The sequence below is a fragment of the Pseudomonas sp. RIT-To-2 genome (assembly GCF_029623465.1).
GTDB classification, from domain to species: domain Bacteria; phylum Pseudomonadota; class Gammaproteobacteria; order Pseudomonadales; family Pseudomonadaceae; genus Aquipseudomonas; species Aquipseudomonas silvicola.
Window position 1 is genome coordinate 101,014 of the sequence record NZ_JAPYKM010000012.1, and the last position, 12,561, is coordinate 113,574.

Below are 12,561 nucleotides of genomic sequence, written 5' to 3' on the forward strand. Positions count from 1 at the left end.
TGCCGCGTGCCTGCCTTTTTCCGTCTGCCTGCCTTTTTCACCCTGTTGCTGATCTGCCTGCTGGCCACCCTGCCAACGGCCCAGGCTGCGGGCCTGCCGAGCCTGCTGGGCAGCTCGCAGAAAACCCAGCCCGAGCCCACCGAACCCCTGGCACAATCGCTGGACGAGGTGATCAAGTCACTGGAAAACGACCAGCAACGTACCCAACTGCTGACTGACCTCAAGCGCCTGCGCGACACCACCAAGAAGGCCCAGCCGGCCGGTGAGGAAGGTGTGCTCGGGCTGATCGGCAGCACCCTTGGCCATTTCGAGAAACAGTTTTCCGGCGACGACAGTCCCTTCTCGCGCTGGTCCACCGAAGCGGACCAGGCCAAGCAGGAACTGTCCGACCTGATGCTGCCACTGGCCGAGTGGCCGCCGATCATCTTCGCCTTCGTGCTGATCATCCTGGTGTGGAGCCTGCTGGCGTACGCGCTGAACTGGATCAGCCATCACATCCGCATGCGCTTCGGCCTCAGCGAAGAACTGCCGCAGCTGCCGCGTACCCTCGACCTGCTACGCTTTGCCCTGCGCAAGCTGGGGCCCTGGCTGGTGGCGCTGATCATTACGGTGTGGGTGGGTTATGCCCTGCCCTCCTCACTGGGCAAGGACCTGGCCATGGTGCTGGCCTATGCACTGGTGGTGGGCACCTGTTTCTCGGCGATCTGCGTGGTGGCGTTTTCACTGCTCGACGGCCCGCACCGCCACCGCGCCCTGTACATCCTGCGCCACCAGGCATTCCGCCCACTGTGGCTGATCGGCAGCTTCGCCGCCTTCGGCGAAGCCCTCAACGACCCGCGCCTGGTCGCCAGCCTTGGCTCACACCTCGCCCACCTGGCGGCGACCCTGGCCAATGTCATGGCGGCGCTGTGCAGCGGCATGTTCATTCTGCGTTTCCGCCGCCCCATCGCGCACCTGATCCGCAACCAGCCCCTGGCCCGGCGCCTGACCCGTCGCGCCCTGAGCGACACCATCGATATCCTCGGCACCTTCTGGTACCTGCCGGCGCTGGTGCTGGTAGGCCTCTCGCTGGTGGCCACGTTCATCAATGCCGGTGACACCAGCGCCGTGTTGCGCCAGTCGCTGGTGTGCACGGTGCTGCTGGTGCTGTGCATGGTCTGCAATGGCCTGGTGCGCCGCCATTTCAACAAGCCGCGCAAAGGCATCAAGCGTCAGGCCGTGTACTTCGAGCGTTTGCGCAGCTTCGGCTACACCCTGGCGCACCTGGCGATCTGGCTGTGCTTCGTCGAACTGGGCCTGCGGGTGTGGGACATGTCGCTGATACGCTTCACCGAAGGTGACGGCCACGACATCAGCGTCAAGCTGTTCAGCCTGGCGGGCACCCTGATTCTGGCGTGGCTGGTGTGGATACTGGCCGATACCGCCGTGCACCACGCCCTCACCCACTCGCGCAAGGGCCTGGCCAATGCCCGCGCGCAAACCATGATGCCGCTGATCCGCAACGTCCTGTTCATCGCCATCTTCATCATCGCCGCCATCGTCGCCCTGGCGAACATGGGCATGAACGTCACGCCGCTGCTGGCCGGTGCCGGTGTGATCGGCCTGGCGATCGGCTTCGGCGCCCAGTCGCTGGTAGCCGACCTGATCACCGGCCTGTTCATCATCATCGAAGACTCCCTGGCCATCGACGACTACGTGGACGTGGGCGGCCACCTGGGCACGGTGGAAGGCCTGACCATCCGCACGGTTCGCCTGCGGGACATCGACGGCATTGTCCACACCATTCCGTTCAGCGAGATCAAGAGCATCAAGAACTACTCGCGCGAATTCGGCTACGCGATTTTCCGCGTCAACGTACCGCACACAATGGACATCGACACGGCCATCAAGCTGATGCGCGACGTCGGTCAGAAAATGCGTACCGACCCGCTGCAGCGCCGCAACATCTGGTCGCCCCTGGAGATCCAGGGCGTGGAGAGTTTCGAGGCCGGCACCGCCATCCTTCGCGCCCGCTTCAAGACCGCGCCCATCAAGCAATGGGAAGTGTCCCGAGCCTTCAACCTGGCGCTCAAGCGCCAGCTGGACGAAAGCGGCCTGGACCTGGCCACCCCACGCCTGAGCGTGCAGGTGGTCACCAGCGCGGGCGGCGCGGTCAGCGCCCAAGCCCAGGATGCTTCGGCCTGACGTGTGTCGATTATGACAATAGACCTGTCATCCCCCACGGGGTAGCGTGGGGTCTGGACTCAGTGAAGTGCAGTAGAGGAACGACGTGATGCTTGGCCCCGAGCTAGAGAGCCAACTGCGGCAAATCGACGATGCGTATTTCCGCCACACCGGCAGGCACCTGCCCATGGCGATACCCGGTGCCCCCGTGGACCTGCAATGGGTGCATGAAGAAGCGCCCTACGGCCTGCTGGCCCACGACGGCAGTGACACACCTCGCTTCGTCTATGCCAATGAACAGGCATTGCGCTGTTTCGACTACCCGCTGGAACAGTTCATCGGCATGGTTTCGGAACTCAGCTCGCCGCCCAGCCAGCGCACCTCCCGCCAGCACTACCTGAACCGTGTGCAACGTGCCGGCTACAGCTTCAATTATCAGGGCGAACGCTATTCGCGCAGCGGCCAGACCTTCCAGATCTACGACGGCGAGATCTGGGAAATATCAACGCCTCAGGCCGCTCGGCGGGCGGGGCAAGCATCGCTGTTCTGGCTCACGGAAGTGGAAATCAAGGCGGCGAGACATCGGCTCTGAGACGAATGGCGTCGTGGCGCCAGTATTCCAGGTCGCAATCGATGAGCCGGCCCTGCTGGTCATGGTTGACCCGCGTGATACGCAGCCCGGGGCTGCCCACTGATACCTTCAACGCACTCGCGGCTTCGGCACGCAATGCCGTGGGCGCCATCTCGAAACACACCCGGCCGTAGTCGATGCCGTAATGCCGGGCATAGATTTCGGTCAACGGCTGGTTCAGGTCCAGTTCCAGGATGCCAGGGAAATACTGCGGGTTGAGGTAATGCTCCACGTACAGCACCAGGCGCTGATCAATGCGCCGGGTGCGGCACAACTGGATCACGCTGGACAGCGGCGGCAGTTGCAGGCTGGCGCAGATGGCCGCCGTAGCGGGTACCAGGCGGCCTGACAGCAGTTGCGTCGACGGTTCGCGGCCCTGCTCGCGGACCATGGCGTGGAAGTGGCTGCGCTTCATCAGGTCGTAGGTCAGGCGCGGGGGCGAGATGAACCAGCCGCGGCGCTCCTCGCGGTAGATCAACCCCCTGGCCTCCAGTTGCACCAGCGCCTCGCGCAAGGTGATGCGCGTGGTGTCGAACACCTCGCTGAGCTTGCGCTCGGCCGGCAGCTGGCAGCCTGGCGCCAGCAGGCCGTGCTGAATCTGTTCCTGCAGGGCCTGGCAGATCGCCGTGACGGCCCGGGGTGCACTGTTACGCATCATTTCAACCTGCCTGGTCTAGTCCAGCTACAAAAAGGGGCAACGCACCGCTGGGGCTGCCCTGGCTGCAGCCTAGGCAAAATAAATGACCACGGGATGACAGCCGGCCCGGAAACGCCCTACAGACCCGGTCCCAACCCCTTACAGATCAAGCCGTTAAAACTGAACTACGCTTACTGCCCACGGGTGCCAAGGGTGCTTGTGCAAGGGCCGCGCCAGCGCGCCCTACATCAAATTGTCATCACTGCACCCTAGATTGGCTCAGGTATTGCTGATCTAGACCACTACCGCAACACCGTCCAGACAAAACCAGCGTTCACTGAACGCGCCCAAGGAGCTTCGGATGAAAAAGCTTTTCCTGGCATCACTGGTAGGCATGGGCATCGCCATGAGCATCAATGCCATGGCCGCCGACGTCGATTTGAAAACCCTGGAAGCGGCCGCAAAGGCCGAAGGCGCGGTCAACAGCGTCGGCATGCCCGATGACTGGGCCAACTGGAAAGGCACCTGGGCGGGGCTGCTGGCCAAATATGGCCTGACCCACATGGACACCGACATGAGCTCGGCCCAGGAAGTGGCCAAGTTCGATGCTGAGAAAGACAATGCCAGCGCCGATATCGGCGACGTGGGCGCCGCCTTCGGCCCCATCGCCACAGCCAAGGGCGTGACCCAGCCGTACAAGCCCACCACCTGGGAACAGATCCCGGACTGGGCCAAGGACAAGGACGGCCACTGGGCATTGGCCTACACCGGCACCATCGCGTTCATCATCAACAAGCAACTGGTCAAGGACGATGACGCGCCGAAAAGCTGGGCCGACCTGGAGAAAGGCAAGTACAAGGTCGCCATCGGTGACGTGAGCACCGCCGCCCAGGCCGCCAACGGCGTGCTGGCCGCCGCCATCGCCCGTGGCGGTGACGAAACCAACCTGGCCCCGGGCCTGGAACTGTTCACCAAGCTGGCCCAGCAGAAACGCCTGTCGCTGGCCAACCCCACCATCCAGACCCTGGAAAAGGGTGAGGTGGAAGTCGGCGTGGTCTGGGACTTCAACGGCCTGAGCTACCGCGACAAGATCGACCCCACCCGCTTCACGGTGCTGATCCCCTCCGACGGCACGGTCATTTCGGGCTACACCACCATCATCAACAAATACGCCAAGCACCCCAATGCCGCCAAGCTGGCGCGTGAATACATCTTCAGCGACGAAGGCCAGTTCAACCTGGCGCGCGGGCATGCCCGGCCGATTCGTGCCGAGTACCTGAAACTGCCGCAAGACGTGGCCGACAAGCTGCTGCCCAACGAGCAGTACAAGAATGCCAAGCCGATCAAGAACCCTGATGCCTGGGAGAAGAGCTCCAAGGCCTTGCCGCAGCAGTGGAACGAGCAGGTCATCATCGAAATGAACTGACCGACGCCGCTCTTTTCCCGGCCTTCTCCCGGCCCTGCAGGGATCAGCGCTTTTCTGCAGGCCGGGCGAAGCTCGGGAAGGCCACCCCATGATCCACAAGGCGAGCACCATGCCCCACAAAACCCTTCTGGTATTGCTCGACGGCCTCAGCTACCAGGTCGCCGAGCACGCCATGGGCCACCTGCACGCCTACGTGGCTGCCGGCAAGGCTGCGCTGTACCAACTGGAATGCGAGCTGCCAGCCCTGTCACGCCCGCTGTACGAATGCATTCTCACCGGCGTCGCGCCCATCGACAGCGGCATCGTGCACAACAATGTCAGCCGCCTGTCCAGCCAGCGCAGCGTGTTCCACTATGCCCGCGACGCCGGCAAGGTCACCGCAGCCGCGGCCTATCATTGGGTCAGCGAACTCTACAACCGCTCGCCCTTCGACGCTGCCCGTGACCGCCACACCGTGGCGCCGCAGCTGCCTATCCAGTACGGGCACTTCTACTGGGCCGATCACTACCCCGATTCCCACCTGTTCGCCGACGGTGAAGACCTGCGCCTGCGCCACGCGCCGGACTTTCTGCTGATACACCCCATGAACATCGACGATGCCGGGCACAAGCACGGCCTCGACAGCCCGCAATATCGCAACAGCGCCCGCGGCGCCGACGTGATCCTGGCGGACTACCTGCAAGGCTGGCTGGACGGCGGCTACCAGGTGCTGGTGACCGCCGACCACGGCATGAACAACGACCGCTCCCACAACGGCCTGCTACCCGAGGAACGCCAGGTACCGCTGTTCGTGCTGGGCGATGCCTTCAGCCTGGACCCACAGGCACGCCCGCGGCAACTCGAACTGTGCGGCACCCTGTGCCAGTTGCTGGGCGTGCCCCACGACAAACCCTTCTGCCGGGAGCTGCTCAAATGAGCCGACCACGTAGTGGCAAGGGCTGGGCCCTGCTGTGCCTGGTGCCATTCGCCCTGGTGTTCATCGTGTTTCAGATCGCCCCGCTCGCGTGGGTGGCGTTGCACAGCCTGCGCACCGACAGCGGCTGGGGCGTGGAAAACTTCGTCGCAGCCTTCAGTTCGCGCTTCTATCGCCAGGCCATGCAGTTCAGCCTGGAGATCAGCTTCTGGTCCAGCCTGTTCGGCATCATCATCGCTGTCCTGGGCAGCTACTCCCTGCGCCGGGTGGACTCCAAGCTGCGCGACTTCGTCAGTGCCTTCGCCAACATGACCAGCAACTTCGCCGGGGTGCCGCTGGCCTTTGCCTTCATCATCCTGCTGGGGTTCAACGGCAGCCTGACCATGGTCCTCAAGCAGGCCGGGCTGATCGAAGACTTCAACCTGTATTCCAAGACCGGCCTGATCATTCTCTACACCTACTTCCAGATTCCCCTGGGCGTGCTCCTTCTCTACCCCGCCTTCGACGCGTTGCGTGAAGACTGGCGCGAGTCCTCAGCGCTGCTGGGGGCCAGCGCCTGGCAATACTGGCGTCATATCGGCCTGCCGGTACTGACCCCGGCGCTGCTGGGCACCTTCGTGATCCTGCTGGCCAACGCCCTGGGCGCCTACGCCACGGTGTATGCCCTGACCACCGGCAACTTCAACGTACTGCCCATCCGCATCGCCGCCATGGTGGCCGGCGACATCAGCCTCAACCCCGACCTGGCCGCCGCGCTGGCGATGATTCTGGTGGGCATGATGACCCTGGTCACCCTCGTCCATCAGTGGCTGTTGAAGAGGAGCTACCATGTCGCGCGCTGAAACCGGCCCGGCCAGCCTCTACCACAGGGTAGTCACGTGGCTGCTGTTCCTGATCCTGCTGCTGCCCCTGGCAGGCACCTTGCTCTATTCCCTGGCCACCAGCTGGTCGGCGACCATCCTGCCCAGCGGCCTGACCTTGCACTGGTACCTGGACCTGTGGAGCGACACGCGCTTCCTGCACGCGTTCGGCCAGTCGCTGGTGGTGTGCCTGGGCGCCCTGGTGCTGTCGGTGGTGCTGATCCTGCCACTGCTGTTCGTGGTGCATTACCACTTTCCGCGTCTGGACGCGCTGATGAACATCCTGATCCTGCTGCCCTTCGCGGTGCCGCCAGTGGTGTCCTCGGTGGGGCTGCTGCAACTGTATGGGTCGGGCCCGATGGCCATGGTCGGCACACCCTGGATTCTGATCGGCTGCTACTTCACCGTGGCCTTGCCGTTCATGTACCGGGCCATCACCAACAACCTGCAGGCCATCAACCTGCGCGACCTGATGGACGCCGCCCACCTGCTGGGCGCCAGCACCTTCCAGGCCGCGCTGCTGGTGGTGCTGCCCAACCTGCGCAAAGGCCTGATGGTGGCGCTGCTGCTGTCGTTCTCGTTCCTGTTCGGCGAGTTCGTGTTCGCCAACCTGCTGGTAGGTACTCGCTACGAAACCCTGCAGGTGTACCTCAACAACATGCGCAACAGCAGCGGGCACTTCAACAGCGCGCTGGTGATTTCCTATTTCCTGTTTGTGCTGGTGCTGACCTGGGCCGCCAACCGCCTGAACAAGGACAAAGACTGAGATGAGTTTCGTCAGCGTCGAACAACTGCAAAAGCACTACGGCGACACGCCCGTGTTCAGCGACATCAACTTCACCATCGCCCGGGGCGAATTCGTCACCTTGCTGGGCCCTTCCGGCTGCGGCAAGTCCACTCTGCTGCGCTGCATCGCCGGCCTGACCGCGGTCAACAGCGGCCGTATCCTGCTGGAAGGCCAGGACCTCGTCCCCCTCAGCCCGCAGAAGCGCGACATCGGCATGGTGTTCCAGAGCTATGCCCTGTTTCCCAACATGACCGTGGAGCAGAACGTGGCCTTCGGGCTGCGCATGCAGAAAATCGACAAAGGCCAGATCCACCAGCGCGTCAGCGAGGTGCTGGCCCTGGTGGAGCTGCACGAACTGGCCAACCGCTACCCGCACCAACTGTCAGGCGGCCAGTGCCAACGGGTGGCACTGGCGCGCTCGCTGGTCACCCGCCCACGCCTGCTGTTGCTGGACGAGCCCCTGTCGGCCCTGGATGCACGCATTCGCAAGCACCTGCGCGAGCAGATCCGCGCCATCCAGCAGGAACTGGGGCTGACTACCATCTTCGTGACCCACGACCAGGAAGAAGCGCTGACCATGAGCGACCGCATCTTCCTGATGAACAAGGGCAAGATCGTCCAGAGTGGCGACGCGCAGAGTCTCTACACCGCACCCACCGATGCCTTCGCCGCCGGCTTCATCGGCAACTACAACCTGCTGGACGCCGAGCAGGCGGGCAAGCTGCTGCAACGGCCCGTCCACACGCGCCTGGCCATCCGCCCGGAAGCCATCAGCCTGAGCCTGAGCGGCGAACTGGACGGCGAGATCCGCAGCCACAGCCTGCTGGGCAATGTGATTCGCTACCGCGTGCAGGCCCGGGGCGTGGAATTGGTGGTCGATGTACTCAACCGCTCGGCGAGCGACCTGTTACCCAATGGGCAGCGAGTATCACTGAGCATCGATCCGCAGGCGCTTTGTGAGGTAGCCTGACGGCAGCCGCGAGCTTCATGTGAACGCGGCGCCTTTTCTCGCAGCTTGCAGCCTGTAGCGTGCAACTGCCTTCAGGCCTTGAGCAGGAGGTAATTCTTAAATGGCATTGGCAATCTTCGACCTGGACGAAACCTTGATCCACGGTGACTGCGCCACCCTGTGGAGCGAGCAGATGGGCCGCCTGGGCTGGGTCGACCCGGAGTCGTTCATGCGCAAGAACAATGAACTGATGGACGCCTACAGCCAGGGCAAACTGGCCATGGAAGACTACATGGCCTTCAGCCTGGAGCCGATGATCGGCCGCACGCCGGAGGAAGTCGAGCACCTGGTGGGCCCCTGGGTCGAGGACTTCATCGAACCGATCATCTTCAGCGACGCCACCAGGACCATCGCCCAGCATCGCCAGGCTGGCGACCGCATCCTGATCATCTCGGCCTCGGGCACGCACCTGGTCGGCCCCATCGCCGAGCGCCTGGGCGTGGATGAAATACTCGCCATCGAACTGGACGTCCAGCACGGCGTCTACAGCGGCGCCACGGTCGGCACATTGACCTACCGCGAAGGCAAGATCACCCGCTTGCTGGAATGGCTGGACCAGGAAGAAGAAAACCTGGAAGGCGCGACATTCTACTCAGACTCGCGCAATGACCTGCCGTTGCTGCTCAAGGTGGACCACCCCCATGTAGTCAACCCTGACCCGGTGCTGCGTGAGCACGCCGAGCAGGCGGGCTGGCCGGTTCATCACTGGGTGTGATTGCGTTGGTAGACCTCTTCCCCCATGGCTGCGATCTGCCCTTCGATCAAGGCATCGAAGGGTTTGAGCAGTGGCTGGAATGACGCGGGTGCTTCCAGTACCTCAAGTGCCTGGGTAATCGCCTCGATGGTCGACAACGCGCCGGGCCCGGGGGCCTTGCGCAGCCGGTAGCGCGATGGCGGCGCGCCATCCAGGGTAACCCGAGGCAAGGCGGCCAGCGCCGGGTTGAGGTGCAGCAGTTTGCGGGCCTTGCGCCAGGTGCCGTCGGGTACTACCAGCAACCAGGGGCGATCATCGGGGGCATAGGCCTGGATCACCTGGGCCTCTTCGCCGGGGAACAGCAGGCAGGCGCGGTAGCCCGGTGGGTTCAGCAAGGTTTCGAGCCCGTCGAACGTCTCACCGACTATCAGCTGAGCGCTGGCCAGGCCAAGGGCTGCCAGGCGCGCAGTGTTGAGGGCGTGATTGACTTCGCTGGGGTGCTGCAGGATGAGCACGCGCGTCTGGCTGGGCAGGCTGGGGATCAGCGCGCACAGGCAGCGGGATTCGGGGCGTTGGCAGCGGGGGCATTGAATTCGAGGCATTGGCTATTTTGCCACAGGATCGCCTGTGTCGGGCCAGGTGGCGTGGGGCGTCAGGCATCCTGAGCGCTCCGTTCCCGAGCTTCGCCCGGTTCCACAAGGAAACACGCCGCCCCCGCGGCCATTCCCTGTGGGACCGGGCGCCAGCTCGGGAAGCAGGCGCCGCGGACTGTCAGGCATTTTTCGCCGGTCAGCGGCTGAACCGCTCGGCCAGGTTGTGGAGGTATTCGGCCATGCGCTCCAGTTCCTGGCTGACTTCGGCCCCCTGGCGCGCCTGGTTGGCGCTGCGGTCGCAGAGCTGGGCGATGCGGGTGATCTGCTGGTTGATGTCTTCGGCCACGTGGCTTTGTTGTTCCGAGGCGGTTGCCATCTGCTGGCTCATGCCGGTGATGCGGCTGACCGCCTGGGTGATGCCCACCAGGGCGGTCTGCACGGCTTCTACGCTCTGTACGCTTTCCTGGGAAATCTGCTGCCCACGGTCTGCCGTCTGCACCGCACGGGTGGCACCCGATTGCAAGGAGGTGATGATCTGGTGGATCTGCTCGGTAGAGGTGCGGGTACGCATGGCCAGGGAGCGCACTTCGTCGGCCACCACGGCGAAACCACGGCCCTGCTCGCCCGCCCGGGCCGCTTCGATGGCGGCATTGAGGGCCAGCAGGTTGGTCTGCTCGGCAATGGCGGTGATCACGTCGGCGACGCTGCCGATGGACTGGGTTTCCTGCGCCAAGGCATTGACCGCCTGGCCAATCTCGGTCACCGCATTGCTCATCAGGCCCATGGCCTGCAGGCTCTGCTCGGCCAATGCACTGCCTTGCTGCGCGAGCTGGTCGGCGTCGGCAGCGGCCACGGCGGTGTTCTGCACGTTGTGGGTGACTTCCTGGATAGTAGCGGCCATTTCGGCAATGGCAGTGGCCGACTGATCGGTCTCGCTGCGCTGGCGGTCGAGCAGTTCAGCCTGCACGCCGGAGAGGTCGGAAGACTGCGAGGCGCGCTCGCGCACACTGACGCCAGCGTCCACCAGCCGCGTCAAGGCGGTCTGCAGCCGTGCTTCCTCGCTGTACATGGCCAGCTCCAGGCGGCCCTGGGCACCCGGGGTATCGCTGTAGGTCAGGGCCACCAACGGGCTGGTGAAGGATTTCGGGTGTTCATCGAGGGTGCGTTCGATGTCGCGTACCTGCCGGCGCTCGGTCAGGCCCCACGCCCCCACCAGGCTCAGCAGCACCACCGCCAGCGCCAGGTAGCCGTCGAGCAGGAAATGGCTGAACACCGATACGGCTGCGGCGGCAAGGATGGGCCAGCCGCGCTGAAACATCTTGCCCAGCCGCGCTGCTGGGGAAACCGGCGACTTGCCCGCCCGCAGCCGTGCATACAGGGCTTCGGCACGGCGGATCTGATCGCGGGTGGGGAGCGAACGTACCGATTCAAAGCCGCTGATGCGGCCGTTTTCATAGATGGCGGTGACGTAGGCACTCACCCAATAGAAGTCGCCATTCTTTGAGCGGTTCTTGACCACCCCCATCCATGGCTTGCCGGTCTTGATGGTGTCCCACATCTGCGCGAACACCGCAGCCGGCATGTCCGGATGGCGGACCAGGTTGTGGGGCTTGCCCACCAGTTCGTCGTAGGTAAAGCCACTGATGCTGACGAAAGCATCGTTGCAGTAGGTGATATGACTGTTGAGGTCAGTGGTGGAAATCAGCCGCTGTTCGCTTGAAAACGTGCGTTCGGTATGGGTAACGGGCATATTCATGCGCATCGGGGCGGTCCCTGCTGTCGATGAAGAAAGGTCATCAAGCCCTGAAAGGTGTAGCAGACCCTTTCAAGGGTGTAGGGCCCTTCGACGCGGGAAGTTTCAAAAAACGCACAAATAATGGCCTCTTGCCGCTGCGGCCAAACGCCACAGGCAACATTCACACCGGAGTCAATTGCGCTTTCAGCAGGTCGCGGAACGTCTGAATCAGCGGTTCCCGACTGCGTCCGCGGCGGGTGATCATGGAAAATGGCGCCTGATAGCCGAAGGTCGCTGGGGATAGTACGCGCAAGTCGCCCTTGTCTGCCCAGGGTTGGGCGTAGTGCTCGGGCAGGTAGCCAATGTAGGCGCCGGACAGCACCAGAATCAGCTGGGCCTCCATGGACTCCACTGTCGCGGCGCTGTGCTTGAAACCGTGGCGCGCCAGCTCGGCCTGGCTCCAGTAGCCGCGGCCGACCATGCGTTGCTGGGTAATGACCTGCTCGGGAATACGCCGCTCGGCGTACAGCGGGTGGCGGTTGCTGCAGTACAGCCAGTGCTGCTCGCGGTACAACGGCTGGTAGACCAGGCCGCTCATGCGCGTGGAGAACGCCCCGATGGCCAGGTCCAGGCGGTTTTCCTGCACGCCCAGTTGCAACTCGTACGGGCTGGAGACGGAAAGATGCAAGTGCACCGCCGGATGTTCCTGGCAATAGGCGCCGATGGCTTCGGCAAACGGCAGTGCGCGGTCGCTGACCGTGGAGTCGATCACCCCCAGGTTGAGGGTTCCGCGCAGCTCGCCTTTGAGGGCGGCGGCGTACTGCTCGAAGCCTTCCATTTCCGCCATAAGGCGCAGGGTTTCCTGATGAAACAGCTCGCCCTTGCTGGTCAGGCTGAAACCGCCGCGGCCGCGGTGGCACAGCACGATGCCCAGGGCGGCCTCGAGCTGGCTCATGTAGGTACTGATGGCCGAGGTGGACAGGTTCAGTTCCTGCTGGGCGTTGGCGAAGCCCTGGTGGCGGACAACGCTGACGAAGATGCGCAGCAGTTTCAGGTCGGGGAGTGCGTTGGCCATGGTCTCTGACATCGAGTGAGGTTCTTATGGGAAACAGA

12 protein-coding genes and 1 pseudogene are annotated in these 12,561 nt (G+C 63.7%); 8 read left to right on the forward strand and 5 right to left on the reverse strand.

Features of this window, described 5'->3' with window-relative positions:
* Nucleotides 1-6 precede the first annotated feature (6 nt).
* Nucleotides 7-2,184, forward strand: a complete 2,178-nt coding sequence (locus QBK88_RS13345) for a mechanosensitive ion channel family protein (protein ID WP_277962367.1) — start codon at nt 7-9, stop codon at nt 2,182-2,184.
* 88 nt (nt 2,185-2,272) lie between these two features.
* The gene (locus QBK88_RS13350; RefSeq protein ID WP_277962368.1) at nt 2,273-2,755 is read left to right on the forward strand and encodes an MEKHLA domain-containing protein; all 483 of its coding nucleotides are present in this window, start codon (nt 2,273-2,275) and stop codon (nt 2,753-2,755) included.
* Here QBK88_RS13350 and QBK88_RS13355 read toward each other — a convergent pair.
* Nucleotides 2,730-3,449 carry a UTRA domain-containing protein gene (locus QBK88_RS13355; protein WP_277962409.1) on the reverse strand — a complete coding sequence of 240 codons (720 nt, stop codon included), beginning with the start codon at nt 3,447-3,449 and terminating at the stop codon, nt 2,730-2,732. The two genes, QBK88_RS13350 and QBK88_RS13355, sit on opposite strands and share 26 nt — an antisense overlap.
* Before the next feature lie 343 nt (nt 3,450-3,792).
* Between QBK88_RS13355 and QBK88_RS13360 the strand changes: the two genes are divergently transcribed.
* The 6 genes from QBK88_RS13360 (at nt 3,793) to QBK88_RS13385 (ending at nt 9,141) form a co-directional block, all read left to right on the forward strand.
* Entirely contained in the window at nt 3,793-4,857 is a 1,065-nt protein-coding gene (locus QBK88_RS13360; RefSeq protein WP_277962369.1) for an ABC transporter substrate-binding protein, read from the forward strand.
* A 109-nt stretch (nt 4,858-4,966) separates the two neighbouring features.
* On the forward strand, nt 4,967-5,773 hold the full coding sequence (locus tag QBK88_RS13365) for an alkaline phosphatase family protein (protein ID WP_268144781.1): 807 nt from the start codon (nt 4,967-4,969) through the stop codon (nt 5,771-5,773).
* On the forward strand, nt 5,770-6,612 hold the full coding sequence (locus QBK88_RS13370) for an ABC transporter permease (protein ID WP_277962370.1): 843 nt from the start codon (nt 5,770-5,772) through the stop codon (nt 6,610-6,612). The genes QBK88_RS13365 and QBK88_RS13370 overlap by 4 nt, the downstream gene beginning before the upstream one ends.
* Nucleotides 6,599-7,396, forward strand: a complete 798-nt coding sequence (locus QBK88_RS13375; RefSeq protein ID WP_277962371.1) for an ABC transporter permease — start codon at nt 6,599-6,601, stop codon at nt 7,394-7,396. Before QBK88_RS13370 ends, QBK88_RS13375 begins: the two co-directional genes overlap by 14 nt.
* Nucleotide 7,397: 1 nt before the next feature.
* Complete coding sequence (locus tag QBK88_RS13380) at nt 7,398-8,387, forward strand: ABC transporter ATP-binding protein (protein WP_277962372.1); 990 nt, start codon at nt 7,398-7,400, stop codon at nt 8,385-8,387.
* Nucleotides 8,388-8,487: 100 nt separating this feature from the next.
* A complete protein-coding gene (locus QBK88_RS13385) occupies nt 8,488-9,141 on the forward strand; it encodes an HAD family hydrolase (protein WP_277962373.1) in 654 nt (217 codons plus the stop codon).
* Here the strand turns inward: QBK88_RS13385 and QBK88_RS13390 are convergent.
* The 4 genes and pseudogenes from QBK88_RS13390 to QBK88_RS13400 form a co-directional block, all read right to left on the reverse strand.
* Complete coding sequence (locus tag QBK88_RS13390) at nt 9,129-9,722, reverse strand: DTW domain-containing protein (protein WP_277962374.1); 594 nt, start codon at nt 9,720-9,722, stop codon at nt 9,129-9,131. The two genes, QBK88_RS13385 and QBK88_RS13390, sit on opposite strands and share 13 nt — an antisense overlap.
* A 187-nt stretch (nt 9,723-9,909) precedes the next feature.
* A complete protein-coding gene (locus QBK88_RS13395; RefSeq protein ID WP_445764930.1) occupies nt 9,910-10,956 on the reverse strand; it encodes a methyl-accepting chemotaxis protein in 1,047 nt (348 codons plus the stop codon).
* Between the two features lie 237 nt (nt 10,957-11,193).
* Nucleotides 11,194-11,475 (reverse strand): annotated as a pseudogene (locus QBK88_RS30875) (PAS domain-containing protein); the annotation flags it as partial.
* A gap of 154 nt (nt 11,476-11,629) precedes the next feature.
* On the reverse strand, nt 11,630-12,523 hold the full coding sequence (locus QBK88_RS13400) for a LysR family transcriptional regulator (protein WP_008366563.1): 894 nt from the start codon (nt 12,521-12,523) through the stop codon (nt 11,630-11,632).
* Between the last annotated feature and the right edge of the window lie 38 nt (nt 12,524-12,561).